The sequence below is a fragment of the Candidatus Paceibacterota bacterium genome (assembly GCA_028716825.1).
Taxonomy (GTDB): Bacteria; Patescibacteriota; Minisyncoccia; order Minisyncoccales.
Map to the genome: position 1 here is coordinate 1 of JAQUPA010000007.1, position 25,270 is coordinate 25,270.

The 25,270-nt window shown below is 34.4% G+C and carries 25 protein-coding genes and 6 tRNA genes; 11 read left to right on the plus strand and 20 right to left on the minus strand.

What is annotated here, in order from left to right:
* The 7 genes from PHI88_01745 to PHI88_01775 all read left to right on the plus strand — a co-directional run.
* The coding region (locus PHI88_01745; GenBank protein ID MDD5551865.1) for a class I tRNA ligase family protein at positions 1-1,469 on the plus strand (1,469 nt) is incomplete at its 5' end.
* Positions 1,470-1,571: 102 nt separating this feature from the next.
* On the plus strand, positions 1,572-3,404 hold the full coding sequence (gene glmS / locus PHI88_01750) for a glutamine--fructose-6-phosphate transaminase (isomerizing) (protein ID MDD5551866.1): 1,833 nt from the start codon (positions 1,572-1,574) through the stop codon (positions 3,402-3,404).
* Between the two features lie 57 nt (positions 3,405-3,461).
* On the plus strand, positions 3,462-4,721 hold the full coding sequence (locus PHI88_01755; GenBank protein MDD5551867.1) for a His/Gly/Thr/Pro-type tRNA ligase C-terminal domain-containing protein: 1,260 nt from the start codon (positions 3,462-3,464) through the stop codon (positions 4,719-4,721).
* A gap of 34 nt (positions 4,722-4,755) precedes the next feature.
* Complete coding sequence (locus tag PHI88_01760) at positions 4,756-5,790, plus strand: rod shape-determining protein (protein MDD5551868.1); 1,035 nt, start codon at positions 4,756-4,758, stop codon at positions 5,788-5,790.
* A 10-nt stretch (positions 5,791-5,800) separates the two neighbouring features.
* Positions 5,801-6,091 (plus strand): Asp-tRNA(Asn)/Glu-tRNA(Gln) amidotransferase subunit GatC, encoded by a 291-nt coding sequence (gatC, locus tag PHI88_01765; GenBank protein ID MDD5551869.1) that lies wholly within the window; start codon positions 5,801-5,803, stop codon positions 6,089-6,091.
* 5 nt (positions 6,092-6,096) lie between these two features.
* The gene (locus PHI88_01770; protein ID MDD5551870.1) at positions 6,097-7,593 is read left to right on the plus strand and encodes an amidase family protein; all 1,497 of its coding nucleotides are present in this window, start codon (positions 6,097-6,099) and stop codon (positions 7,591-7,593) included.
* A 36-nt stretch (positions 7,594-7,629) separates the two neighbouring features.
* Complete coding sequence (locus tag PHI88_01775; protein MDD5551871.1) at positions 7,630-8,157, plus strand: hypothetical protein; 528 nt, start codon at positions 7,630-7,632, stop codon at positions 8,155-8,157.
* Between the two features lie 51 nt (positions 8,158-8,208).
* Here PHI88_01775 and PHI88_01780 read toward each other — a convergent pair whose 3' ends face one another.
* From PHI88_01780 to PHI88_01865, 18 genes are all read right to left on the minus strand, one after another.
* Positions 8,209-9,453 carry a hypothetical protein gene (locus PHI88_01780; protein ID MDD5551872.1) on the minus strand — a complete coding sequence of 415 codons (1,245 nt, stop codon included), beginning with the start codon at positions 9,451-9,453 and terminating at the stop codon, positions 8,209-8,211.
* A gap of 220 nt (positions 9,454-9,673) precedes the next feature.
* Positions 9,674-10,396, minus strand: coding sequence for a hypothetical protein (locus PHI88_01785; protein MDD5551873.1), 723 nt, complete (start codon positions 10,394-10,396; stop codon positions 9,674-9,676).
* Between the two features lie 244 nt (positions 10,397-10,640).
* Entirely contained in the window at positions 10,641-11,825 is a 1,185-nt protein-coding gene (locus PHI88_01790) for a sortase (GenBank protein MDD5551874.1), read from the minus strand.
* A 113-nt stretch (positions 11,826-11,938) separates the two neighbouring features.
* Positions 11,939-12,012, minus strand: a tRNA-Ala gene (locus PHI88_01795).
* A 19-nt stretch (positions 12,013-12,031) separates the two neighbouring features.
* A complete protein-coding gene (locus PHI88_01800) occupies positions 12,032-13,552 on the minus strand; it encodes a putative Ig domain-containing protein (protein ID MDD5551875.1) in 1,521 nt (506 codons plus the stop codon).
* Between the two features lie 6 nt (positions 13,553-13,558).
* Complete coding sequence (locus tag PHI88_01805; GenBank protein MDD5551876.1) at positions 13,559-14,143, minus strand: WG repeat-containing protein; 585 nt, start codon at positions 14,141-14,143, stop codon at positions 13,559-13,561.
* 89 nt (positions 14,144-14,232) lie between these two features.
* Positions 14,233-14,703 carry a 50S ribosomal protein L7/L12 gene (rplL, locus tag PHI88_01810; protein MDD5551877.1) on the minus strand — a complete coding sequence of 157 codons (471 nt, stop codon included), beginning with the start codon at positions 14,701-14,703 and terminating at the stop codon, positions 14,233-14,235.
* A 37-nt stretch (positions 14,704-14,740) separates the two neighbouring features.
* The gene (gene rplJ / locus PHI88_01815; protein ID MDD5551878.1) at positions 14,741-15,259 is read right to left on the minus strand and encodes a 50S ribosomal protein L10; all 519 of its coding nucleotides are present in this window, start codon (positions 15,257-15,259) and stop codon (positions 14,741-14,743) included.
* Between the two features lie 203 nt (positions 15,260-15,462).
* Entirely contained in the window at positions 15,463-16,140 is a 678-nt protein-coding gene (locus PHI88_01820; GenBank protein ID MDD5551879.1) for a DJ-1/PfpI family protein, read from the minus strand.
* 10 nt (positions 16,141-16,150) lie between these two features.
* The gene (mltG, locus tag PHI88_01825; protein ID MDD5551880.1) at positions 16,151-17,317 is read right to left on the minus strand and encodes an endolytic transglycosylase MltG; all 1,167 of its coding nucleotides are present in this window, start codon (positions 17,315-17,317) and stop codon (positions 16,151-16,153) included.
* A 52-nt stretch (positions 17,318-17,369) separates the two neighbouring features.
* Positions 17,370-18,032 (minus strand): protein-L-isoaspartate O-methyltransferase, encoded by a 663-nt coding sequence (locus PHI88_01830; protein ID MDD5551881.1) that lies wholly within the window; start codon positions 18,030-18,032, stop codon positions 17,370-17,372.
* Positions 18,033-18,108: 76 nt separating this feature from the next.
* Positions 18,109-18,873 carry a polyprenyl diphosphate synthase gene (gene uppS, locus PHI88_01835; protein ID MDD5551882.1) on the minus strand — a complete coding sequence of 255 codons (765 nt, stop codon included), beginning with the start codon at positions 18,871-18,873 and terminating at the stop codon, positions 18,109-18,111.
* Between the two features lie 82 nt (positions 18,874-18,955).
* Positions 18,956-19,027: transfer RNA gene (locus PHI88_01840), tRNA-Trp, on the minus strand.
* Positions 19,028-19,043: 16 nt separating this feature from the next.
* Entirely contained in the window at positions 19,044-19,208 is a 165-nt protein-coding gene (rpmG, locus tag PHI88_01845) for a 50S ribosomal protein L33 (GenBank protein MDD5551883.1), read from the minus strand.
* A gap of 26 nt (positions 19,209-19,234) precedes the next feature.
* A tRNA-Thr gene (locus PHI88_01850) sits at positions 19,235-19,307 on the minus strand.
* Positions 19,308-19,355: 48 nt separating this feature from the next.
* Positions 19,356-19,439: transfer RNA gene (locus PHI88_01855), tRNA-Tyr, on the minus strand.
* A gap of 123 nt (positions 19,440-19,562) precedes the next feature.
* Positions 19,563-19,635 (minus strand) — tRNA-Thr (locus PHI88_01860).
* 254 nt (positions 19,636-19,889) lie between these two features.
* A complete protein-coding gene (locus PHI88_01865) occupies positions 19,890-20,456 on the minus strand; it encodes a S1 RNA-binding domain-containing protein (protein ID MDD5551884.1) in 567 nt (188 codons plus the stop codon).
* Positions 20,457-20,540: 84 nt separating this feature from the next.
* Here PHI88_01865 and PHI88_01870 point away from each other — a divergent pair, with 84 nt between their 5' ends.
* On the plus strand, positions 20,541-21,125 hold the full coding sequence (locus tag PHI88_01870) for an L-threonylcarbamoyladenylate synthase (GenBank protein ID MDD5551885.1): 585 nt from the start codon (positions 20,541-20,543) through the stop codon (positions 21,123-21,125).
* On the opposite strand, the gene PHI88_01875 is transcribed toward PHI88_01870, so the two are convergent.
* Both PHI88_01875 and PHI88_01880 read right to left on the minus strand, forming a co-directional pair.
* Positions 21,114-21,806 (minus strand): C39 family peptidase, encoded by a 693-nt coding sequence (locus tag PHI88_01875; GenBank protein MDD5551886.1) that lies wholly within the window; start codon positions 21,804-21,806, stop codon positions 21,114-21,116. The genes PHI88_01870 and PHI88_01875 overlap by 12 nt on opposite strands.
* A gap of 79 nt (positions 21,807-21,885) precedes the next feature.
* Positions 21,886-21,969: transfer RNA gene (locus tag PHI88_01880), tRNA-Leu, on the minus strand.
* Positions 21,970-22,052: 83 nt separating this feature from the next.
* On the opposite strand from PHI88_01880, the gene PHI88_01885 reads away from it, so the two are divergent.
* The 3 genes from PHI88_01885 (at position 22,053) to PHI88_01895 (ending at position 25,170) form a co-directional block, all read left to right on the plus strand.
* Positions 22,053-22,820 (plus strand): ParA family protein, encoded by a 768-nt coding sequence (locus PHI88_01885; GenBank protein ID MDD5551887.1) that lies wholly within the window; start codon positions 22,053-22,055, stop codon positions 22,818-22,820.
* Between the two features lie 10 nt (positions 22,821-22,830).
* Entirely contained in the window at positions 22,831-23,664 is an 834-nt protein-coding gene (locus PHI88_01890; protein MDD5551888.1) for a ParB/RepB/Spo0J family partition protein, read from the plus strand.
* A gap of 117 nt (positions 23,665-23,781) precedes the next feature.
* Complete coding sequence (locus PHI88_01895) at positions 23,782-25,170, plus strand: HD domain-containing protein (protein ID MDD5551889.1); 1,389 nt, start codon at positions 23,782-23,784, stop codon at positions 25,168-25,170.
* Positions 25,171-25,270 lie beyond the last annotated feature (100 nt).

Below are 25,270 nucleotides of genomic sequence, written 5' to 3' on the forward strand. Positions count from 1 at the left end.
ATGGAGAAAAAATTCCTGAGCAACCTCAAAATGTTTATTCTTGGCCATCTTGGATTTCTGAAGATGCTTTTTACCATGAACTTTTAATCCATACAGATGAAGGCGTTTCTATTAACTCAGATTTTTTGAATGGACTTAAAACTTCAAAAGCAAAAGAAAAAATGATTGAATGGTTAGAAAAAAACAAATTAGGCAAAAAAGCTGTAAATTACAAACTTCGCGATTGGTTAATATCAAGACAAAGATATTGGGGCGCACCAATTCCGATTATTTATTGCGAAAAGTGTGGAGAAGTCCCGGTCTCTGAAAAAGACTTGCCAGTTAAACTGCCAACTGATGTTGATTTCAAGCCAACCGGTGAAAGTCCTTTGGTAAATTCAAAAAAATTCCACGATGTAAAATGTCCAAAGTGTGGAGCTAAAGCCAGGCGTGAGTCAGATACAATGGATACTTTTGTTTGCTCTTCCTGGTACTATTTAAGGTACGCGGATCCAAAAAACGATAAAGAATTTGCTTCAAAAGAAGCCCTTAAAAAATGGCTGCCTGTTGATGTTTATGTTGGAGGCGCCGAGCACTCTGTATTGCATCTTTTATATTCAAGATTTTTTACTAAGGCCCTTCAAAAATTCGGGTATCTTAACTTTTCAGAACCATTTTTAAAACTTCGCCATCAAGGAACAATCCTGGCGCCTGACGGACATAAAATGTCAAAATCAAAGGGCAATGTAATTAATCCGGATGATATTATAAAAGATTGCCAAATCAACGCTCCTTATAAAGGATATGGCGCAGACACCTTACGAATGTATGAAATGTTCCTTGGCCCACTTGAGGACACAAAACCGTGGAACACAGAAAGCATTGCTGGAATTAAAAGATTTTTAAACGATGTTCATGAATTTTATTTTACGTGGATAAAAGGAGATAAAAAATTATTCGAGGGTTGGATTAATGAAAATAAAGCGACAAGCGAAAATGTTAATGTTCCTTTAAATAAAACCATAAAAAAAGTAGGAGAAGATATTGAAAACTTTAAATTCAATACTGCGATAAGCCAATTAATGATTTTAAAAAATAATTTTTTTGAATCACCTGAATCATTAGAAAGAAAACCAGGATGTTTTATAACATATATATTTAAAAAAGACTTTGAAACTTTTTTAAAATTATTAGCTCCTTTTGCGCCATTCATCACCGAAAAAATATGGAAGGATATGGGTCATAAAAAAAGCATCTTTAAACAATCCTGGCCTAAATATGACGAAAAATTAATCAAAGAGGAAAAAATAACTTTAATAGTCCAAGTTAACGGTAAAATGCGGGATAAATTAGAAGTTGAAAAAAACCTTTCCCAAAAGGAAGTTGAAGCATTGACTTTGGGAAGAGAAAAGATTAAAAAATATGTTGCAAGAACGAAAATTAAAAAGGTCATTTTCGTTCCAAACAAACTAATTAATTTAGTAACATAAAGGTTTTTACCAAGCACATAAATCTTATGTGCTCGGTGCTAATTTTGTAGCCAATCGGGCTGCGAAAAATAAATAATTCTTGCCCTCTTGGGTAAAAATAGCATGTGCGGAATAGTAGGTTACATTGGTCCAAAAAAAGATCCTTTTTTGGGAATTGAAGCATTAAAACGCCTTGAATACAGAGGATATGACTCTGCGGGCATGGCGGTTCTAAATAAAGAAAAAAATAAAATTTCTTCTTTAAAATCTGTTGGTAAAATTAACTCTCTTGAAAAAAAATTCTTTAAAAATAAATTAAACGGCGTTCCTTTTATACTGCACACAAGGTGGGCAACTCACGGAGAGCCAACCGAAATTAACGCACATCCTCACCATGACTGTAAAAAGAAAATTTGGGTTGTTCATAACGGTATTATTGAAAACTATAAAGAACTAAAAGAAACTTTAAAGAAAAAAGGACATAAGTTTGTATCAGAAACCGACACGGAAATTTTGGCACACCTAATAGAAGAATTTTTCAAGGGCAATTTAGAAAAAGCAGTAAGATTGGCCTTAAAAAAGGTAAGAGGAACTTACGCGTTGCTGGCAATAGCAGTTGATGATCCTGAAAAAATCGTTGCAGCAAGAAACTCAAGCCCTCTTGCAATAGCCGTAAATAACGATGAAATTGTTGTTGCTTCTGACGCAGCAGCCTTGCTTTCGCACTCAAAAAGAATAATGTTTCTTGATGATGGAGAAATCGCTACTTTAAAGAAAGATGACCTTACTGTCTCTGATCTTGAAAACAAAACAAAGGAAAAAGAAATTATGGAGATTGATTGGGACGTTGAACAAGCACAAAAAGGAGGATATCCTCATTTTATGTTAAAAGAAATAATGGAACAGCCAGAAAGCTTGAAAGACTCAAAAAGAGGAAGAACAATTCCCGAGGAAGGAAATGTAAAGTTGGGAGGGGTTGAGGATGTAAAAAAAGATTTAAGAAAAATTAAAAGAATTATTATTGTCGCTTGTGGAACTGCATACCATGCGGGTCTTATCGGTGAATATATGCTTGAAGAATACGCGGGAATTCCGGTTGAGGTAGAATATGCTTCAGAATTTAGATACAGAAAACCAGTCTTAAATGAAAACACGGCAATCCTTGCGATTTCACAGAGCGGAGAAACTGCAGACACGCTAGCTGCAATAAGAGAAGGAAAAGAAAAAGGGGCTTTGTCCCTTGGAATTGTAAATACAGTAGGATCTACAATTGCAAGAGAAACTGATGCTGGTGTTTATAATCATTGCGGACCCGAAATTGGAGTTGCCTCAACCAAAGCATTCACTTCTCAAATTGAAATTTTGGCTCTCCTAACAGTTCTACTGGGAAGACAAAGAGACATGTCTATTGTGATGGGCCAGAGAATAACAAAAGAAATAAATAAGCTTCCGGAACTTGTTAAAAAAACTCTAAAGATAGAAAGCCAAATAAAATCGCTCGCAAAAAAATACAAGAATTATCCGAACTTTCTTTTTATAGGAAGGAAATACAATTTCCCAATTGCTTTTGAGGGAGCATTAAAATTAAAAGAAATTTCTTATATCCATAGTGAGGGATATGGCGCTGGCGAAATGAAACACGGCCCGATTGCTCTAATTGACAAAAACTTCCCTACCGTTGCTATCGCAACAACAGACAGTGTTTATGAAAAAACTCAATCAAATATTGAAGAAATTAAAGCACGAAAAGGACCAATAATCGCAATTGCAACAGAGGGCAATAAAAAGATTAAAAAATTAGTAGATGATGTTATCTTTATTCCCAAGACATTAGAAATGCTAACTCCATTTTTAACTGTTGTCCCACTACAGCTTTTTGCATATTATATGGGAACTCTAAAGGGCTATGATGTTGATAAGCCAAGAAATTTGGCAAAAAGCGTAACAGTTGAGTAGTAATTTTATTTTCCAAAAAATCCTGTTATAATGAAGCAATAATAAGGCTTTTTATTTATGCGACAATCCCAACTTTTCACAAAAACAAGAAAGGAAGATATAAAAAAAGAAAAAAGCATAAACGCAAAGCTTCTCGTGAGAGCTGGTTTTGTCGATAAATTAATGGCAGGAGTTTATACTTTTCTCCCCTTGGGTCTTCGAGTTCTAAATAAAATAGGGAATATAATTCGTGAAGAGATGAACGAAATTGGCGGCCAAGAAATTTTAATGCCGGCCCTACATCCTAGAAAAAACTGGGAAACAACAAAAAGATGGAAAATTGAAGAAATGTTTAAAACAAAAAACCAGGAGGGAAAAGATTTCGGTCTTGGCTGGACCCACGAAGAAGTTATTACCCCACTTACCAAAAAATTTGTTAAGTCTTATAAAAATTTGCCCCTTTATATTTACCAAATTCAAGATAAATTCAGAGACGAATTGAGGGCAAAATCAGGACTTTTAAGGGGTCGTGAATTTTTAATGAAAGATCTCTACTCTTTTCACGAAAACGAAGAAGATCTTGATAAATACTACGAAAAAGCAAAGGAGGCCTATTTTAAAATTTTTAAAAGAGTAGGCCTTTTGAAAAATACTTATCTTACTCTTGCTTCCGGTGGAACTTTTTCAAAATACTCTCATGAATTCCAAACAGTAACCCAAGCAGGAGAAGATACAATTTATATTTGCAAAAAATGCAAACTTGCAATTAATAAAGAAATAAAAACAAATATTCCATCCTGCCCAAAATGCAAATCAGAAGATTTTAATCAAGAAAAAACCATAGAGGTTGGAAATATCTTCAAGCTCGGGAATAAATATTCCAGGGCATTCAATTTAAGTTTCAAAGACAAAAATGGCAGTGATAATTTAGTTTTAATGGGATGCTATGGAATTGGACTTTCAAGATTAATGGCAGCGATTGTTGAGATATACCATGACAAAGAAGGAATTTTATGGCCAGAAGAAGTCTCCCCCTTTAAGTTCCACTTAATTTCTATTTTCTGTGGTAAATCGAATATTGATAGCAAGATAAAAAAAACCTCGGATAAGGTTTATGAGATATTAAATAAAAATGGACAAAACTCAGAAACTAGTGTATTGTATGATGACAGGAAGGAAATTTCTGGAGGAGAAAAATTAGCAGAAAACGATTTAATTGGTATTTCAAAAAGACTTGTAATTTCCGAAAAAACGCTAAAGAAAAATTGCGTTGAATTTAAAGAAAGAAAAAATAAAGAAATAAAATTGATTAAAATAGACAAAATTAATACTCTATAAAAATGTGGAGCTTACGCATTAATTTTAAAAAATTATGATTTTTCAAAGGGATGTTGGCATTGATCTTGGAACAGCAAATACTCTTGTTTATGTAAGGGGTAAGGGAATTATTATAAACGAACCTTCTGTTGTTGCTATCAACAATAAGACAGGACAACTCTTGGCTGTTGGAGAAGAAGCACGAAAAATGGTAGGAAAAACCCCTGCCCATATAATAGCTACAAAACCGCTTGTTGGCGGAGTTGTCTCTGACTTTGAAATTACAGAGCAAATGCTTAAATATTTTATTGATAAATCTTTTGGAAAAAGATTTTTCCCTTGGCCAAGGCCAAGATTAGTTGTTGGTATTCCCTGCGGAGTTACAGAAGTTGAAAAAAAAGCAGTTGAAGACGCAGCAAAAAATGCAGGAGCAGGAGATGTATATTTAATTGAAGAACCAATGGCTTCAGCAATTGGCACTCGCCTGCCCGTGCAAGAAGCCGAAGGAAGTTTAATTGTTGATATTGGCGGTGGCACAACTGAAGTTGCAAGTATCTCGCTTGGTGGAATTGTAAACTCAAAATCTTTAAGGATTGCGGGAAATAAACTAGACCAAGATATTATTCGCTACGCCGAAGAAGAATATAAAATTATCTTGGGTGAGCGAACTGCAGAAGAATTAAAAATAAAAATTGGCTCTGCGCTCCCATTAAAAGAAGAACTTCAATATCCTATGAGAGGAAGAGATTTAATTACAGGACTTCCAAAAGAAATAGTAGTAACAGACGAAGATATAAGAGATGCAATTAAAGGATCTATTAGATCTATTGTGAATGAAGTAAAAACTGCAATTGAAGAAGCGCCACCAGAACTCTTAGCTGATATTATGAAAAGGGGAATTTATCTCGTTGGTGGTGGTAGTCTTTTAAAAAAGCTAGACAAACTCATTGAAAAAGAAACAAAAATTCCAGTAAAAGTTCCCGAAGATCCCCTAACAGCTGTTGCAAGGGGCTGTGGAATTGTTCTTGAAAACCTACCGAAATTAAGAGAAGTTCTTGTATCAACAGAGGAAATGGAAGTACCCAAATAAAATTTATAAAATGAATATTGATCATATTCTAAAACTTGCTCGTATTGAAATTAAAAAAGAAGACAAAAAATCTTTTGAAAAAGATTTCTCTTCGATTTTGGATTTTGTTAAAAAAATAGAGAAACTTAAAATAAAAAAAACAGATAAAATATATTATCCCGCAGAAATCTATAATGTAATGAGAGAAGATAAGGCAAGGCAAGAAACAAGGAATAAAAAACAAGGAACAAAAAAAAAGTTAATTGATGCGGCGCCAGATAAAAAAGAAAATTATATAAAAGTAAAAGAAATACTTAAATAGCCTTTATGACAATTAAAGAATTACGTAAGAAATTATTAAAAAAAGAAACTTCTTGCGTTGAGGTTACAAAAAATTATCTTGAAAAAATAAAAAAAGAGGATGGAAAAATTAATGCATTTTTAACTGTTACAGAAAATTTAGCTCTTTCTCGGGCAAAAGAATCTCAAAAAATAATAGAAAAAATGGGTGAAAATTCCCCTCTTTTGTGTGGTGTGCCTTTTGCAATCAAAGATAATATCTTAATCGAAGACATAAAATGCACCGCAGGATCTAAAATTCTCCAAAACTATATTGCTCCTTACGATGCTACAGTAATTAAAAAATTGAAAGAACAAGGCGCTATTTTCCTTGGAAAAACAAATATGGATGAGTTTGCAATGGGATCTTCCACAGAAAACTCTGCTTTTTTTACTACAAAAAATCCAAATGATCTTAGCAGGGTTCCGGGGGGTTCTTCTGGCGGCTCTGCTGCAGCAATTGCAGCAGATTTATGTTTGTGTGCGCTCGGTTCAGATACAGGAGGCTCTATAAGACAGCCTGCTTCTTTCTGCGGAATTGTAGGACTTAAACCAACCTATGGCAATGTCTCAAGATACGGCTTAATGGCAATGGCCTCTTCTCTTGACCAAATAGGAACATTAACAAAAACAACAGAAGACACAGAAATTGTTTTTAATGCAATAAAGGGGAAAGATAAAATGGACTCAACTAGTATTGAAGAAAAAACAAAAAACAGAAAAATTGATATCAAAAATTTAAGAATCGGAATTCCAAAAGAATATTTTGTTGAAGGAATTGAAAAAGGAGTAAAAGAAAAAATAAAAAATACTATTGAAAATTTAGAAAAAAAAGGTGCTAAAATAAAAAACATTTCCCTTCCACACACAGAATATGCATTGGCAGTTTATTATCTAATTATGCCTTCTGAAGTTTCAGCTAACATGGCGCGCTATGATGGAATAAAATATGGAGCAAGCATTAATTCTACTTCGCAGAATTATGGAGCAAGCATTAATTCTACTTCGCAGAATTATGGAGCAAGCATTAATTCTACTTCGCAGAATTATGGAGAATCTGAAAGTTCAGCAAAAACACTTTTTGAGGTTTATTCAAAAACAAGGGGTAAATACCTTGGAAAAGAAGTGAAAAGAAGAATTATAATTGGAACTTTTGCTTTATCTGCCGGATATTATGACGAATATTATAACAAGGCAAGAAAAGTAAGAATACTTATAAAAGAAGATTTTAAAAAAGCCTTTAATAAGGTTGATATAATATTAACACCCACATCCCCAACTGTGGCTTTTAAAATTAGAGAGAAAATAAACGATCCTTTAAAAATGTATCTTTCTGATATCTTCACTGTTGCCGCAAGCCTTGCGGGTGTTCCTGCGCTTTCAGTAAATTGCGGCAAAACAGAAAATATGCCAGTTGGTATTCAACTTATTGCACCACCTTTTTGCGAAGATAGACTTTTTGAAGTAGGTAAAATTTTTATTTGAAAAAAGTAAAATAAAGATTAAAATTAAAGAAAATTCATGATAAATTTTAACATAGAATCTATTCCTCTTTTCTTTCAATCTGAGGCCTGGCAAAATATTATTTCTATTCTGCAGCCGGTTTCGCTTTTGGCAATTTTAATTTTCCTTACGGTTATAATTTGGGCCCTCTGGAAAAGCAGCTGGATTTACTGGTATATCAGCGCAGATTTTCTTGATTTTGCTAGAGGGGGAAAAACTGCCGGAGAAAATGCAATTCAGAAAAAATGGAAAAAGATTAAAAAAAGAATTGAGTCTCCAAGTGAAGCAAATTGGAAATTAGCAGTTATTGAAAGTGAAGAAATAGTTGAAAATGTGCTCTCTAAAATGGGTTACAAAGGAGAAGGAATAAAAGAAAAATTAAAAAACGTAAAAGAAGCGCAAATTCCAAATGTCTCCGACTTGATTTCAGCCCATGATATCTTTATAAATATTTTAGCAGATCCTGACTATAAATTTACAAGAGATAAGGCAGTAAAAATTTTCTCTAGCTTTGAAGAATTCTTAAAAAATGCTGAGGTCTTATAACAAAAAGCCCCGCCATAATATGGCGGGGCTTTTCAAATTAGAAAGAAAATTTTACAAACTTTTCTTTTTCCTTGCAATGTCTATTGCACTTTGGAGTTTTGAACCCAAGAGCTTTTCTTTTAATTTCTTTCTTGCAACTGCTCCGTAGCCAAGCATTCCAGAAATAAAGGTTAAAGCTACGGCCGAAGGAGCACCTGTAACTGGAACTTTTCCAAGTTCCTGCTCGGTGTAAGCTCCAAGTACTTCACCCGGAGTCTCAACCGGAGGTTTTGGCTCTGGAGTTGGTCCTGCTGTTTTAGAAAGAGTTGCTTTGAAAACTACTCTTCCTTTATACTCCCAGCACCCTTTAATGTCTCCAATATCCACAATTACTTTATTCCCTGAAATTGTAACCGGAACTTCTGTTGCAGTTGAACTGCCATTTGGATACCAAAGAGCAGTTTTTTCAAATGTTAACTCCTCTGGCATTCCAGAAACATTAATTGTCCCGTAGTCATATACCGCAGAAGTGTTATCTGCATCTACAATACCAACTGTTGCAATTTTATTTCCTGACTCACCTGGAAATTCAATCGAAACTTTTGTGTTTTTTGCAACCGATCCTACAACACCATTGTGATAATAAACATTAAAAGCAATTACATCTCCGCCATTTGCAGAAACTGGATCTTGCCAAGTAGTATCTCCTTTGGTTTTGTTTAAAAGCTTCAATAATTCCTCATCTCCTTCTTGATAATTAAATCTTGGAGCAGGACTTGAGATTGTGCCTCTGAAAACTACATAACCTTCAGAAGTAATACCCCCTCCGCCTGGAACTTCTCCAACTGCTACAATAGCTCTCTTTCCTTCTTTTGAGATATCAACATTAACGTCTTTTTTCCCGCTTGAAGTATACCAACTAGCAGTATTGTCAAACGTAAATTGAAGACCGCTAACAGGAACATTAACAGTTCCTGTGTTCATAAGATAATCAGAATTATCTGCATCAACATAACCATAAAAGACAAGTTTTTTATTTGTGTTGTCTTTAAAATCAATGGTTACTGCTCCTCCTTTTGCTGTCTCGCCCGTGTTTTTGTAAGCAAATCTCATTGCGATTCTATCTCCAGCGTTTGCAGAAATTGGATCTTCCCAAGAACTTTTTGCTGAATCCCAAAGTTTTAAGTTTCCTTCAAACTTTGCGCCAGCAGCGAATGCTTGCCCTTGTGGCATTAAAGCACCAGCTTGAAACAAAATCATAGAGAAAAGAACGCTTCCTGTAAAAACTTTCTTTGATAAAACTTTTATGATTTTCATAATTTTGTTTGTTAAACCTGGCCCGTTAAATTATCTTTTGTAATATTTAACTGGGCTATTTAATATTTGGGAATTTGACCTTTGAAGTTGAAAGCACAACTTTATTTATTTCCCATTCACTTAACTCAAATTTTTTAAATTAAGTGAATGGGAGGGGTGTTTATGCACTTAAAGCACATACCCAGCGAATGCCTAAGCATTCCAACCCCCCTGGGTTACGTTACAGGCCCGGATCTGGCTCCTCCAGAGCCATTGCCAGGTCTTCGTCTCCTGCGCCCTCTTCGCCATGATCGGCGGTCGAGGCAGTCTCGGCGCCACAGGGAACCTCACTTGATGCCAGGTTGTTATCGTCTGGCACGCTGCTGTACACCGGTTCTTCCTGTTGCGGCGGAACGTATGGCGGCGTAGGCGTTGGCGTAACGTCCGCGATCGGTGGCTCTCCTGGCGTCGGTGCTACCGAGGTCGGCGGCGGTTCCTGAGGAACTGGCCACCATGGGCAAACTGGCTCAACTTTGAACGTCTCGTCTGGAGGATTCCCCAGATCAACGTCCAAAAAGCCGTCATGGTTAAGATCGAGCTCACCGTCCACATTGACGTTGGCATCGACCTTTTCCTCGATCACCACGGGGTTCTCGGGGTTTCCCTCGTGAACTACCGTGACCTTGCCCATATGCCACACGATCTTCGGGATTAGGCACGCGGCGATAACTAGTATCAACGCTATGCCGCCCGCGAGTAACGCCTTCTTCCAGAAGGGCCAGGTTGCGGCAGCGCCGACAGCGGCTCCACCGGCCGCAGCTCCAGCGGCCTTCTTGCCGGGATTCTTCTTGCCTGCCAACGCTTGGTGTGCGCTGACATAACAGTATTCAGAACCCGGCAAGGCGTTGTTCTTACAACGCTTGCCAGTAGTGACACTGATTGCCTTGCACTTTTTTACAGCCATTTCTATCCCTCCTTTCACTGGGACGAAATCTTACATTATATGATTAACATGGCAATCCATATTAGGAATCCATGATTTCAATGTACATACCTATATTATATAAAACTTTGAATCTTTTGTCAACCCTATTTACAAAAATCAAAGATCATTTCTTAAAATTATGGACTTGCAATGTCGATAATGTTTTGGAATCTAGAAAGTTATTAGTTAGTTAGTTAGTTAGTTAGAAGTTGCTATAGTTAAATTATCTTATTCTTTGAGCTTCAACTATAATCCTTCTTGAATTAGTACCAACCGGCCAGCAAGAAAGAAGTGAAATTGTTTCCCTTCCCTTATATTCTCTTAATTTTGCCTCTTTGGGCCAGACAATCTCTTTCCTGAAAATCCTATATTCATAAGTAGTGCCCTCATAATAAATAGTAACTTTATCTCCGGGTCTTAAACTGTTTAATTTGGAAAAAATATAGTCATATTTACCTCTAACATTCGGAGGGCCAGAACTGTGCCCCGAAAGCAACATAGCACCTCCCTTGCCAGGAGTTGAAGTTTTGGGATAATGGACTACTCCATATTTGTGATAATAATCAAGATATTTTGTGCTGTTTACAAAAACAATAGGAGCTTCTACGCCAATTCTTGTTATTTTAATTTTGCCGTTCTTGTAAGCGTTTTTATCTATCCTTCTTTTGTAATTCTTTGCTGGTCTTGTAGGAGAAGGAGTAGGCGGCGTTATCTTGATGTCGCTGATTTTATTATTTATTATTGAAATTTCATCTGTAAAAACCTGTTCAGAAAATTCAGCTCTTTTTGCTTCAAATTCTGTATAAATATTAAAGCCGATAATAACAATTAGGAAACTTGAAAAAGAAATTAAAACATAAAATAGAGCTTTTTTTCTAGAATAAGCAGTTTCAAAAACTCGAGGCAAAAATAATCTTGAGGTTTTTATTTTATAATCATGATATTCTTTCCCGAATTTTTCAGTAAGTCTTTCTTCCTCTTCTTTTACAAACCACTTCCAAAGGTAAAAACAAACTATACAGGCGGTAAGCATTCCCCAGGATCTTAAAAAAATTGCAATTGCCGGATTTAAAAAGAAAACTATTGCCCCATAGAAAGGATGTCTTGTATAAGAATAAATTCCGCTTGTTTTTAGTTCTTCTTTTGCAACTTTTTTTGGTGAAAGTTTTTTAAAGCTCAAAATAGCGATAAAAATAAAAAAAGAAAATAAAACAGCGGACATAATAAAAAGTAAGCTTTGAGGAAAATTCTCTGGAATTGAAATCGGAGATATTTTTAAAGCTTTTTCAAAACCAAAAAAGAAAGAAAAAATCAATATTTGTAGAAAAAATATTTTAAAAACATCTTTCCAGAAAATTCTTCTTCTGAATTTTGCTCCTTTAAGCTTTATTTTTAGCTTTGTAAACATGAAAAACTTTTTGAATATTAACAAATTTTCAATTAAAAAGCGAACGGTATAAATTATACCATTTTTTACTTTTTTCGTCAAATAGAATACCAATACTTTCCTAAAATAAAAAGTGGACCTGACCGGGGTCGAACCGGTAACCTCCCGCGTGCAAGGCGGGTGCTCTAGCCAGTTGAGCTACAGGCCCCTAGACAATAATAAAAATATCAAAGTTGAGATGATTTTTCAAGATATAATCCAAAGAATAAAAATAATCCTAAAATAAAAACAAAAGGATAATTAAAACTTACTCCCGTTTCTGGTAATTCTGTAAGCTCCTGACCTTCCGATTCTGACTCATTGACTATCAACGTGAGTTCTTTTCCATCTATTTGAGCTGGAATTCCAGAATCTGAAAGATAAACAGTAAAAGTGTGATTGCTTGCTTTTTGTGGGGTACCTTCTATTTTACAGCCCGAAGTCACCTCCATGCCTTCTGGCAAATCCCCTTCCCAAGTACAAGTATATGGAGAAGTTCCATTTTCATATTCAACCTGGTAACTATAATTTTCTCCTTTAATTGCTTCTGGTAAATCGCTTGATTCTGTTGTAATTTCTAAAAGATCAAGCGTCTCAGATCTTATTATTCTTGAACCGATAGTGTCGTTCCCGATTGCAAAATAAGTTCTACTATTAAAAAAAGTTCCCGAGTAAATTCCTTCATCATTTACATGTAAAAAAGCACTATTATCTTCTTCTGTCCAGTTTTCTCCGTCTTGAGAAATAAAAATTTTAGCAAGATTAGCAGTTTCATTCCCTGTACCAAAATAAATAACATCATTTACGATTACCGGGGTATAAGCAGTCCATAGATTGTTAGCACTTCCAAAACCGTCTTCTCCCATCTGTGTCCATGTATCAGAATTTCCACTATCTGACCTCCAAAGCTCAAGACCAGTATCACTCATTATTGAGGCGTAGATTTTTTCGTGAAAACTAAAAATACTTGAGAAAAAACGACCATTTATTTCTCCAAATCCATTATCTACTACCTGAGACCAACTTGTTCCGCTTTGAGTCCGCCACATTTCAGGACCCTGAGCACCATGATGAGTACCAACATATAGCTGGTCTTCAAAAACACTCATTGCATAAGAATTAACATTGCTTGCATCTCCAAAGCCTTCTTCGTTAACCTTTGTCCAGCTGGAATCACTATCTATACGATAAATTCTAACTCCCATATCAAAAGTAATAAAGTCTATAAAATAAACAGAAATATATAGCTTTCCTCCAAACAAGGTCATACTTTGTATCCCATAATTATCAGCCGTTCCAAATCCGTCAGTTCCAATTTGCACCCAATCAGTACCGTTTGTGGTTTTTAAAAGTTTAAAACCAGAAACTCCTGCTTCCCCGACGGTACCAGCAGCATATAAAATATTATTACCCGTAAAAAGAACTACGTTTGTATGAGCAGAATCTCCAAAGCCATTAGTATTTACCTGTGTCCAAGAAGAGCCATCTGTACTCCTTAAAACCTTGGCACCATCGGTTGTATTATTAACTCCAGCATAAATATAATCTCCAAAAACAACCAAACTGTTAATTGTCCTATTTTGGACACCCTCTCCAAACCCATCATTCATAACAATATCCCAAGAAAGAGCGTGCGTTTCTTTTGGAAAAATGAAAAATAAAAAAAGGAAGAAAGAAAATAAAGAAAGAAATATGGCTTTGTTTTTCATATTATTTTAGTGAAATTCTTTTATATTACCGCTTCTATTAATAGAATACCATGTATTATTTTTTTTAACATACCCTTTTCCACCATGAAACTCTCTTATGTCGTCAAACTTATCTTTTGTTATTGGAATACCGTTTCTGTTTATATAATAATATTTTCCGTCTTTCTTCACTGCTGCTATCCCTTCAGAAAATTTCCACGCATAATCAAAACCGTCTTTTGCAATATGACTTCCGCTTTTATCAATATAAAACCACTTTCTTTTGCTTTTTACTCTTGCTATGCCGTCTTGCGGAAATCTTCTGGCAACATCAAATCCTTCTTTTGCAATTTCCTCTCCATAATTATCAATATAATACCATTTTCCATTTTTCTTAACCCTTGCTATATTATTTGAAGGCGTATCTATATAATCATAAGATTTGTCGTTTATTTTCTCCCCTTTCTCGTCAGCCAAAAACCACTTGTCTCCTTTTTTAATTCTTTTTATATTTTCGGAAAACTTACCTTCAAATTTAATAATTTCCTTTTCTTCTGAAGGTTTATCTTCTTTAATTTTAAAATATGATTTTATTTTAGAAAAAGATATCATTATATAATTATAATCTTTCGAAATTTATATTGCAATTATAAAGAAAAAAGCCCTCTTTTTTGGGCTCTTTTTCCTTATGTTGGTGTAGATTATTTTAACTCTACACCAGCTCCAGCCTCTTCTAATTTTTTCTTAAGTTCTTCTGCCTCTTCTTTTTTGACTTTCTCTTTTAGAGTTTGTCCTTCTTTTTCTGAGGCGTCAACTATATCTTTTGAATCCTTAAGTCCTTTGCCTGTAATTTCCTTTACTATTTTAATTACAGCGATTTTTGAAGAACCAGGAGCGGTTAAGACAATATCAAACTCAGTCTTTTCCTCTTCTCCTCCTTCGCTTCCGCCAGCTTGAGCTCCAACGCCCGGGGCAAAAGCCGCAACAGATGCTTGAGCTGAAACACCAAATTTATCCTCAAGAACCTTAACAAGTTCTGCTAATTCCTTAGCCTTTAAGTCTTCAATTTTTTTAACAATATCTTCTAGTTCTTTAGGAACTTTTACTTCTTCTTTTTTTTCTTCTTTTTTTTCTTCTTTTTTTTCTTCTTTTTTTTCTTTTTCTTCTGACATAAATTTTTATTTTTAGTTGATTTATTATACTGACCTTTTACTCGCTTTTAATATTGGCAAGTATATAAGTAAGCTTTTGGATATTTGCTTTTAAAACAAAATTTAAATTAGAAATAGGCGCCCTAATAACGCTAACAAGTTTTGCTAAAATTTCTTCCCTTGAAGGAAGTTTTGCGATAGATTCAATCTCGTCTTTCTCTAAAAAAATAATTTTGCCCTCGTCATTCAAAATGCCCCCAATAAAATCAATTCTTTCTTTTTTTTCAAGCGGAAGCTTATCAATGATTTTTGCCGGCAATGTTTCGTCTTTACCAATCCCAATTATTATTGATCCATTAATTTCAGGAAATTTTAAATTTTCTTCCAAAAGAGCTTTTTTAAGAAGGTTTTTTTTAATTACAAAAACTTCGCCATCACTTTCTTTAAATTGTTTCTTTAAGTCTCTTTGTTTTATGACTGTAATTCCTTCAAAGTTACAAAAAACAGCAAGTTTATTTTCCTTAAACTTTTTCCTTAGGTTTTTTACTATTTCCTTTTTTTGATCTTTATTTAGCATAATAAAATTTTAACTAAAAAACTGCGATCTTGCCGCAGTTAGAAACTCCAAAAAAAATATTTGTGTTTCGCCTAAATAGGATTTATGCTTCGACAAGCTCAAAAAGTCTCTGTTCTAAACTTGACCAAGAACCTATCTTCTACGGCAATAAAAGATTTTAGCAAATTTTAATTTAATGTCAACCTTTCTTTACTTTAAAATGATTAATCTTTTTTAAGATTACGCACAATTTTTTTTCCAAATTCCACTGCTGCCTGAGGACCATTTGCTGTTATTATGTTTCCGTCTTGAACAACGCTCTCATTTATATAATCTGCGCCATTATCTTCAAGAATTTTTATTGGTTGTCTATCTAAGGTACTTGCCCAAACCGTTGCTCTTTTCCCTTCAAGAACGCCAGCCTTTGCTAAAATTGTGGGAGAAATACAAATTGCAGCTAAAATTTTTTTCTTTAAAACTGCCTCTTTGGCTATTCTATAAAATCTCTTATTATCAAGTTCATCTAAAGCGCCTGGCCCGCCGATAAAAACAATTGCATCAAAATCTCTTACTTTAAAATCCTCTAAAGCTAAATCAATATTTACCTCGCCCCCATCAGCGCCCTTGGCTATTCCTTTTTTTGTTGAAATTACTTTTTTTTCTATCTCATTTTTTGACAATTCCTCAACGGTTCTGAAATATTCCTCGTCTCTGAAATCTTCAGAAGCAATAATAATTGCGGCTATTTTTTTATGCTCAAGATTTGTGGGTTTACTTTCTAATGCTTGTTTTTTTAGAATTTGTTGCATAGGCCTTTGTGTTTGGTACCACCAAATAAAAATAGTGATACCAAAAATTATTAAAATCCCGAGAACTATTAATATTATAGTGGCCTTTTTCATGTGAAAAAATCTATTGTAAATATTTTACTTTGTTTTGATTATGCTCATCAAGAGTTTTTGAAAATATAGTCTTTCCGGTTTTTGAATCATTTAAAAAATAATTATAATCGCTTTTTTGCGGATAAATTGAAGCCTCAATTGATTTAATTCCAGGATTTGAAATTGGAGCTACTGGTAATCCTTTGTTTAAATAAGTGTTATAGGGTGACTCTTCTCGAGTGTCTTGGAAAGAATATCTCCATTTGTCTTTGCCTAATATATATGCAATTGTAGCACAACTTTCGAGCGGCCTTCCATCGTCTATCCTTTTCCAAAAAATCCCAGAAACAATCTTTCTGTCATTTTCTGTTTTTACTTCTCTTTCTAAAATACTTGCCATTGTAACTATCTGAAAAATAGTCTTTTTTTGATTTTTTATATCTTCTCTTAAATTAGTGTTGAGTTTTATATTAAAATTATCCAGCATTTTCTCTACTATCGCCTTTGTTTTATCTTCATCAGTCATATCTTTAGCATTTGGAAATTCATAAGTATCAGGAAAAAGATAACCCTCAAGACTATAATTTGCTGGCGCGTCATCTAAAAAATCATATTTTTCTTTAAAATCGCTGATTTTAAAACCAGAAAGATTAATTTCAAAATCTTTCTCGCCCGCCTTAATAAACTCTTCTTTTATTCGATCTTGTATTTGAGAAAGCCTAAAACCCTCTGGAATAGTTACTTTGACCACTTCAGGAATTATATCTCCCGAAACTATTTTCTGGACAATCCTTGGAACTGACATTGAAGGAGCAAGAGGATACCTTCCTGTCTTTAATTGACTCATAGTTCCTGTTTTTAAAACATATAAAATAAAATAAAATTCGTTTTTAATAATGCCCTCTTCCTCTAATCTTTTTGCTATTTGTCTCATACCTTCCCCCTCTTTAATCTCAACAATCCTTGTTTCTGTATCTGAAGAGTTAAGAGGTTTTTTAATTTCCTCTTTTAAAAAGAAATAGCTACCAACTGAAATTATTCCAATAGTTATCAAAATTAAAAAAAACATCGGCCATTTATTTTCTTTGCGTGGTTTTTTTTCTTTTTTGACTTCTTCTGAATTCTCATCTTCTGGAATAGAAAAAGTTTTAAAAGAAGGGGAACTTGTTTTTTTAATGTCTATATGTTTTTTCTCCATATTGTTTTTATCCAGTTAAATAATTACTCTAGCAGTTCACGCATCGCGGGATTTAATGGGATGAAATTAATGGAACGAAAATAAAACCAGGATATTTAGTCTTTTTGAATTTATTTTTTTCTTTTTTTTCAAAAAGCCAAATACTTTGTTGCGAAAAGAATTCCTCTTTCCTGTCCATAATGGGTATTACTAATCTTCCACCAATCTTTAAATGATTTTTAAGTCCTTGAGGAACATCTTTCGCTGCAGCTGATACTAAGATTCTATCAAATACTTCTCCTTTTTCCAAGTCTTTTGTACCATCCCCACAAAAAAACTCAGCTATACCACCATCTACAAAATTATACTTTGCTGTGTTTTTTTCTCCGAAATTTTTTAATTTTTCTTTTATTTCGATTGCCAAAACTCTGCCTTTTTTATTCTTTTTCCCATTACTTACAATATAAGATAAAAGTGCGCTGGTCCAGCCAGAGCCAGATCCAACATCTAAAATCTTGTTGCCCGGTTTTGGAGATAAAAGCTCTAATATAAAGGCAACGACAGCGGGCTGAGAAATTGTCTGTCCTTCTCCAATTGGTAGTGCTTCATCTAAATTAGCTATATTCTTTAATTCCTTAGGTAAAAAATCAGCTCTTTTAATTTTAGAAAAAGCGTCAATAATAATTGGCGTTTTTAAGTAACCAACCGAAATAAGGTAGTCTGAAAGAGAAGTCATTTTTATATTTTACCAAATTAAATACCGGCTTTGAACCGGTACATATTTCCTACAATCACTATTCCGTTAACTTTCTCTACTTACCCATCCTCCTTTCTCTTTTTGAGAAGTTCTTTATGATTTTCTCAAACTCTTTTGGGGTGAATGCAGGAAAAAGGGTTTTTGTAAAGTAAAGTTGGGAGTATGCTGTATCCCACATCATAAATCCTGCTGACATGTGTGGATCTTCTTCACATCCTGTGCGTATTACAAGGTCTACCGGTGGAAGATCTTTTGTCCAAAGATGGTTTTTTATTGTATCTTTGCTTACCTTTTTTATACCTTTCTTTGATATCTCTTCTACGCAGTTTATCATCTCATCTGTTCCATTGTAAGCTAGGAGGAAAGTCAGAACATGTTTGTTGAAGGTACGGGTTTTTTTTGTAAGTTGATGTATCGCTACTTGTGTGTTCTTTGGAAAAAAATCTTTCCATCTGCCAAAAAAATTTACTTTTACTTTATTTTTTTCAATCCTTTTATCATTTAAGGCTTTTCTTATTTGCCTGTCAAAAACCTTATATAAAAAATTAACTTCTCTTTTGGGTCTTTTTGTTAAGTTGTCCTGGGAAGCCCCCCAAAAAGTAAAACATTTAACGCCTAAATCCATTGCTTTCTCAAGCAGTTTTTCAAGGTTATTCATGCCTGATTGATGGCCAATCCATGGTGAAAATCCTCTCTTCCTTGCCCATCTCCTGTTACCGTCTGGAATTACTGCAACATGGATCGGTGCTCCTTTGTCCTCGGGAGTTTTTGATGGTTTTTTTGATGAAATTTTCCTTTTTAATCTTTTTCTTTTTATCATAAATTTTATTTAAATAAAAAACCCTTTGAGGTCTAAGTACTAATTTTATTTCTTTTAAACGCGGTATGTCAAGGGTTTTTTGCAGGGGTGCCAGGATTTGAACCCGGACTAACGGTTTTGGAGACCGTTGTGCTGCCATTAACACCACACCCCTATAAAAAGACAAATCTCTATTTTCTTGATTCTTTATGGGCTGTGTGTTTTCTACACTTTTTACAAAATTTCTTTAGCTCTATCTTCCTTTCTACTGAAACAGGATTTTTATATTTATAATAATTAATGCTTTTACAGTCTTTACACTGAAGTTTTATTAATTTTCTTTTCTTTTTTGCCATAATTTTGTTAGATTCCCTTTATTATAAGCCCAGAAGCGGACTTGAACCGCTGACCTACTCCTTACCATGGAGTTGCTCTACCAGCTGAGCTACCTGGGCGCTTTGCGGCAAACCATGATAATAAATTTTGCCCCCAATAAAATTAATTGGGCAGGGAGGGATTCGAACCCCCGAAGGTCAGAGACCGCCAGTTTTACAGACTGGTGCGTTTGGCCACTCCGCCACCTACCCATTAACCTCAACCAGGGGAGCCTAAGGTCGGGATCGAACCCCGTATAAAAGGACTAATCCCCACGGGACGGTTTTGCGCTCGACGACCTACGGTTTATCCCGTAAAATCTTGCTGACGCCTTGAGCCGACTGTCGGACTTGAACCGACGACCTACTGTTTACAAAACAGTTGCTCTACCAGCTGAGCTAAGTCGGCTTAGATTTACGGGATTCCGTAAATCTTTAAAAATTTGATAAATTTTTAAAGATTATACTGGGACAAAACCGTTGTCCCGATTTAAAAAATAAATTAAATCGTGGTCTCTCGAAATTTATTAAAGAAATTTCGGATCTCTGCTCCCGAATTCCTATCGTGGAATTCGTGGATCCTCAATACAGCAAATAAGAATATTATTTTGCTGTATTGGAACAACTAAGCTACTTTGGCAAAATTTATTATCAGATTATATTTTATTCCGATTCTTTTACAATTAATTTTTCTCTTTCTTTATCAACAGTTATAACCTGAACTTTCATTTCTTTTCCGACAAATTCCTGTAATTTTTGAAAAATCTTCTCAGGAGTAGGATCTTCTATTTTAGGATAATTTTCTTTAGATAACTGAGATACTGGCAAAAACCCCTGTATACCAGAAATATTAAACAGAAGTCCCCCTTTATTTGCACTGATAACTTTTAATTTAAGAACTTCTTTTTTTTCTTTCGTTTTTGAAAGATCATCCCAAACTATATCTTTCCTGGCTTCACTTAAAGAAACCGGAATAAAACCTGATTTTCTCTCAGGACCTACTATTTTTACCATTAACTCCTCGCCTTCTTTTATTTTAGGAGCATCCTCTCCTCCACATCTTAAGTCTTCTTTTTTGGCAACACCGGTTTTATAATTTTCAATATCTAAATAAACGTCCCCTCCACTTATTTCAATAATTGTTCCTTTAATAATTTCTCCTTCTTTTGGAGGTTTTAAAAAGTCCTTATAGTCTTGAAGGTGTCTTTTAATTTTGAATGTTTTTGTCATTTTTTTTGAATTGCAAATATCATTATTATATATAAATTTTTAAAATTTGCAAATTATAATATATAATATCTAAAAAAGGAAGATATGGAAGTTATTAAATTGAATAAAAAAAACCAACAAAAAACCATAGGATTAGCAACCGACTATATTAAAGCCGGAAAGATTATTATTTTTCCCACAGACACTGTTTATGGAATTTTGTGCGATGCTAAAAACAAAAAAGCTGTAAATAGAGTTTTTAAAATAAAAAAACGTCTTAAACAAAAATTTTTCCCTGTTTTTGTAAAAGATATCAAAACTGCTAAAAACATTGCAAAAATTAATAAAAAAGAAGAATCTTTTCTTAAAAAATGTTGGCCCGGAAAGACTACGGTTGTACTCGAAAAAAAAACTTTTAAAATTTACGGTGTTGATAAAAAGAAAATTGCTCTTCGCGTCCCGAACTATAAACCATTGAATTTGTTATTAAAAAAAATGAACGCCCCACTTATTCAAACTTCGGCAAATATTGCGGGTAAAAAACCAAAAAAAGACCCAAAAGAGATTATAAAAGATTTTAAAGAAAGAAAACTAAGGCCAGATTTGATAATAGATGACGGCGTTTTGGAAAATAAGCCATCAACACTAATTAATTTAACAACCTCTCCCTATAAAATTTTACGGAACTAAGATTATCATCGTTCTCTTTCCTTTATAAACATTTCCACTATTCCATTCATGGAGTGCGTTTTTAATGGTGCTATAACTATAAGAAAAATTCTCTCCTCTTTTTGTCCCAGGATCATTTGTAATAATTTTTCTTTCTGTATAACCAATAGCAACTAAAGCATGGTATAGGGGCCCTGGGCTTTTATAATATGGGTTATTCAATAATCTTCCTGCTGTTGGCAAAATAACAGGATTTCCTTTCGCTATTTCTTTTTTAATGTCATTAATCGAAACGTTATATGAAACTTTAACATTTTTATATCCGTAATATTCTTTAGCTAATTTTGCAATTTCTTTTGCCTCAAGATCGAAGTGCCCTCCCCAGTTCTTTTTCTGATAATTTACCATTCCCATAATTTCTTTATCGGAAACTACAGGAGTTAAGTCTTTTTTCTTGTAAAAATAATGGGCTATTAAAATTGCTGCTTCCTCGCATGCCTCATTATGATCGTGATCCCATTTTGCAAATGGAGCTTGTGGTGTGAATGGAACATTTTTTATTTTATAAGTTTCGGAAATTTCTTCTTTTGCTTCGGTAACTTTTGGCTTTAAGGTCGGTGTTGATTTTGGACTTGGCCTTGGTGAGATTGTTAGAGGTTTTTCTTCTATTATTTCTGACTTGAAAGTTTTATTATTCCTCAAAAAATAAAAAAAACTGCCCATTATAAGTAGGGCTAAAAGAAAAATAAATACAATTATTTTAAATATTCTTTTCATAAGGTGCCTGGGGTGGGAGTTGAACCCACACGATCGAAAGATCATACGATTTTGAGTCGTACGCGTATGCCAGTTCCGCCACCCAGGCATTGCTTTAAAATAATAGCAAAATTGACTAAAATTTCAACTTGAAAAAGTGGCTTTTATTTTCTATACTTAAAATATAAAATTATGCCAAGGATTATTTCTATTGTTAACGAAAAAGGAGGAACTGGTAAAACAACAACAGCTGTCTCATTGGGTTCTTATTTGGCAAAATTTGGGAAAAAAGTTCTTCTTTTGGACCTTGACCCTCAATGCAACGCAACCATTTCCTTGGGTTTTGCACCAAAAACACTTCCCCTTTCTTTATATAATTCACTTTCAGAAGAAATTCCTTTAAGTGGAACCGTTAAAAAAACCTCACTTTTTAATTTTGATCTAATTCCCGCAACGCAAGATCTTGCGGGAAGTTCTGTTGAACTCTTGGAAAGAAAAAACAGAGAAAGAGTCCTGGAAAATTTAATTTCTCCAATAGCTGGGGGCTATGATTTCATTTTATTAGACCCCCCTCCATCTCTTGGAATTTTAACAATAAATGCTCTTTTTGCATCAAATGAACTTATTATTCCAGTCCAGTCAGAGTTTTTTGCCTTAAAAAGCCTTGAACAACTTTTTGAAATATTTAATCTCCTTGAAAAAAATGTAGGAAAAAATTTTGAAGAAATCTGGGGACTTTTGACAATGTATGATAAAAGAAATGTCCTCTCAAGAGATATTGCAAAAAAAACAAAAGAAATTTTTCCTGGCAGAGTCTTTGAAACAATAATACCACGAAGCATAAAATTGGCAGAAGCTCCAAAATTTGGTAAAACTATATTTCAATATGCTCCAGATTCAAAAGCCGCAAGATCATATGAAATGTTAGCTGAAGAATTATTGAATAAAAAAAATAAATAACATAATAACTATGCCCAAAGGACTTGAAGTTTTAATTCCAAAAAGACCGAAAAAAAACGAGCCAACAAGAAAGGAAATCGTTTTTTGGATTGAATTGAAAAAAGTAAAACCAAACCCTCTTCAACCAAGAAAAGAGTTTGATAAAAAAGAACTGAAAGAACTGGCAGATTCTATTGAAAAATATGGCATCCTGCAACCTTTAATTGTAAAGAAAATTGAAAAAAGCGTGCCTAGCGGCGAGAAAGTTGAATATCAGCTAATTGCCGGTGAGAGAAGATTAAGGGCCTCAAAAATAGCAGGATTAAAGGAGGTTCCCGTGATAGTACAAGACATTAAAAAAGAAGATGAACTCCCAATATCATTAGTTGAAAACATTCAAAGAGAGAACTTAAATCCAATCGAAAGAGCAAATGCCTATAAAAGATTAATTGAGGAAAACGATTTTACACAAAAAGAAATAGCAGATGTGATTGGAAAAAGCCGAGAGGTCGTTGCAAACACATTGCGAATTCTTGATTTACCAGAAGAGATTAAAAAAAGCTTAAAGAAAGAAGAAATTTCAGAGGGGCATGCCAGGGCTCTTTTAGGAATCAAAAAAGAAGACAGAATAAGTGTTTTTAAAGAAATTATAAAAAGAAAATTGCCGGTAAGGGAAATTGAGAAAAAAAACAAGAAGAAAATTACAAAAGAAAAAAGCAATTCTGATATAAAACTAGAAAGAAAAATAAAAGAAAAAACCAACGCTGAAAGTGTAAGGGTAAAAGAATATAATGGAAAATTCGAAATAAATCTTCTCCTTAAAAATAAAAAAGAGCTAAATAGATTTATTAAAAATTTAAAATAATCTAATATTGATTTTTACTTAAAAAATTGTATAATAGAAAATTAGAATTCCTGCTAAAGAAAGTAGGAATTTTTTATATAAATCTGAACATTAAAAAGAAAGGAGGTGTAAAGCCCTATGCAGAAAGAAGGATTTTATCCGCAGCCACTGTTCGATTTCGGAAAACATCCCGACTTCCAAAAAAACTACGAGAAGGACATGAAGACGTTCTATGCGGAAAGAGAGCATATGAACTTTGAAAAATGCTACGAACTGGTCAACGGAAAGATTGTTTGTCTTTCAGATTTCCATAATCCAAAACACCCCGAGGTCTTTCTTATTCCAAGAGACCAGAATATAAGCGTAGTTGATGAATTTGGAGATCAAATAGGTATTATGCAAACAATGTTCCCATTTTCATCAACAGACTTTTATGTAGACTTCTTTGAAACCCCCGGTAGCGTCTTCTATGAACTGTACCACGCGATACCATTTATAAGACTCGGAGGAATTACCCAACTTGAGTCTTTGGTGCCTCCACGGCCTGATGACTGGGACAAAGAAATAGAAGTCTGTTATTGCTTGCCCCAGTTTCCTCATACGCGTTGGCTTCACTCGCTTATTACCGCAATACTAATGGAGCTTGTACTTGCAAATAACGGATTTCCTAAAAAGGAAAGGGCTCCAATTGTTCTTACTGCGGGATGCCATGATATTGCAACACCAGCAGCAGGAGACACAATAATAAGGCTGGGACCGGAAATGGACGAGGAAGAAAATTTCTCCTGGGTAATGAGAAAATACGGTCTTGATGAGACATGGAAATCACTCTTCGGTTTTGATCTAAATCCTGCCCAGAAGTGGGTAAAGGGCCAAGGGATTATGGGTAAATTGCTTGATGTTGTAGACAAAATGTCTTACACGGCAATCGACTGCTATCGCCTTGGACAAATCAGAGAAGGGAATGTTCGTAATATCTGCCTTGAAAATCCCCTTCTAATGGATATATGGCAGGATGTTCGTCTCACCAAGAACAGACAAAAAGTCTATTTTCTCAACCCAGAAAAGCTGTTCAATTTCCTTCTGCTTAGGGTATACGAGTTTAAAGAATTACTTCTTAACCCTTATGCCCGAATGGTAGACTTCCTGGTAGAAAAACTTACAAAACCCTTTTACGAAAAAGGAGATATAACCAAGGAAGATCTCCTAACATGGGAAGATAAAGATCTTTTTAGGGTGCTCCAAGAAAAGTACCCTGAAAAAAACATCTTCCTGCTTGAGCCGGAACAAATGGAGTGGCAGGTATTTGAGACAAAAGAGCAAATGCATGAAGCAGTATCAGAACTCGGGAACCGTGTCGACCACACAGAACACCTTAATGGATTTTTTTCTGGTCTTAATTGGCTAGTTCCTGGCAAAAGAGATGAGCTAAAAACTCTCAGGGAGACAATAGACCAGAAGAAGGTAGAAATGATTGAGGAGGTGATAGAATCAACTAAGGGTTACTACGTGTATTATTATAAATAAAACCCCGTCCATCGCATGCGATAGCCGGGGTTTTTCTTTTTATAAAAAAATTGACAGATAAAAATTGATTTTTCTTAAAAAAGTTGTATAATAGAAAATT

What these genes read in the sequence shown, in the direction of transcription:
- glmS (MDD5551866.1), top strand. Translation starts at nt 1,572, where the DNA reads ATGTGCGGAATAGTAGGTTACATTGGTCCAAAAAAAGATCCTTTTTTG.
- PHI88_01755 (MDD5551867.1), top strand. Translation starts at nt 3,462, where the DNA reads ATGCGACAATCCCAACTTTTCACAAAAACAAGAAAGGAAGATATAAAA.
- PHI88_01760 (MDD5551868.1), top strand. Translation starts at nt 4,756, where the DNA reads ATGATTTTTCAAAGGGATGTTGGCATTGATCTTGGAACAGCAAATACT.
- gatC (MDD5551869.1), top strand. Translation starts at nt 5,801, where the DNA reads ATGAATATTGATCATATTCTAAAACTTGCTCGTATTGAAATTAAAAAA.
- PHI88_01770 (MDD5551870.1), top strand. Translation starts at nt 6,097, where the DNA reads ATGACAATTAAAGAATTACGTAAGAAATTATTAAAAAAAGAAACTTCT.
- PHI88_01775 (MDD5551871.1), top strand. Translation starts at nt 7,630, where the DNA reads ATGATAAATTTTAACATAGAATCTATTCCTCTTTTCTTTCAATCTGAG.
- PHI88_01780 (MDD5551872.1), bottom strand. Translation starts at nt 9,453, where the DNA reads ATGAAAATCATAAAAGTTTTATCAAAGAAAGTTTTTACAGGAAGCGTT.
- PHI88_01785 (MDD5551873.1), bottom strand. Translation starts at nt 10,396, where the DNA reads ATGGCTGTAAAAAAGTGCAAGGCAATCAGTGTCACTACTGGCAAGCGT.
- PHI88_01790 (MDD5551874.1), bottom strand. Translation starts at nt 11,825, where the DNA reads ATGTTTACAAAGCTAAAAATAAAGCTTAAAGGAGCAAAATTCAGAAGA.
- PHI88_01800 (MDD5551875.1), bottom strand. Translation starts at nt 13,552, where the DNA reads ATGAAAAACAAAGCCATATTTCTTTCTTTATTTTCTTTCTTCCTTTTT.
- PHI88_01805 (MDD5551876.1), bottom strand. Translation starts at nt 14,143, where the DNA reads ATGATATCTTTTTCTAAAATAAAATCATATTTTAAAATTAAAGAAGAT.
- rplL (MDD5551877.1), bottom strand. Translation starts at nt 14,703, where the DNA reads ATGTCAGAAGAAAAAGAAAAAAAAGAAGAAAAAAAAGAAGAAAAAAAA.
- rplJ (MDD5551878.1), bottom strand. Translation starts at nt 15,259, where the DNA reads ATGCTAAATAAAGATCAAAAAAAGGAAATAGTAAAAAACCTAAGGAAA.
- PHI88_01820 (MDD5551879.1), bottom strand. Translation starts at nt 16,140, where the DNA reads ATGAAAAAGGCCACTATAATATTAATAGTTCTCGGGATTTTAATAATT.
- mltG (MDD5551880.1), bottom strand. Translation starts at nt 17,317, where the DNA reads ATGGAGAAAAAACATATAGACATTAAAAAAACAAGTTCCCCTTCTTTT.
- PHI88_01830 (MDD5551881.1), bottom strand. Translation starts at nt 18,032, where the DNA reads ATGACTTCTCTTTCAGACTACCTTATTTCGGTTGGTTACTTAAAAACG.
- uppS (MDD5551882.1), bottom strand. Translation starts at nt 18,873, where the DNA reads ATGATAAAAAGAAAAAGATTAAAAAGGAAAATTTCATCAAAAAAACCA.
- rpmG (MDD5551883.1), bottom strand. Translation starts at nt 19,208, where the DNA reads ATGGCAAAAAAGAAAAGAAAATTAATAAAACTTCAGTGTAAAGACTGT.
- PHI88_01865 (MDD5551884.1), bottom strand. Translation starts at nt 20,456, where the DNA reads ATGACAAAAACATTCAAAATTAAAAGACACCTTCAAGACTATAAGGAC.
- PHI88_01870 (MDD5551885.1), top strand. Translation starts at nt 20,541, where the DNA reads ATGGAAGTTATTAAATTGAATAAAAAAAACCAACAAAAAACCATAGGA.
- PHI88_01885 (MDD5551887.1), top strand. Translation starts at nt 22,053, where the DNA reads ATGCCAAGGATTATTTCTATTGTTAACGAAAAAGGAGGAACTGGTAAA.
- PHI88_01890 (MDD5551888.1), top strand. Translation starts at nt 22,831, where the DNA reads ATGCCCAAAGGACTTGAAGTTTTAATTCCAAAAAGACCGAAAAAAAAC.
- PHI88_01895 (MDD5551889.1), top strand. Translation starts at nt 23,782, where the DNA reads ATGCAGAAAGAAGGATTTTATCCGCAGCCACTGTTCGATTTCGGAAAA.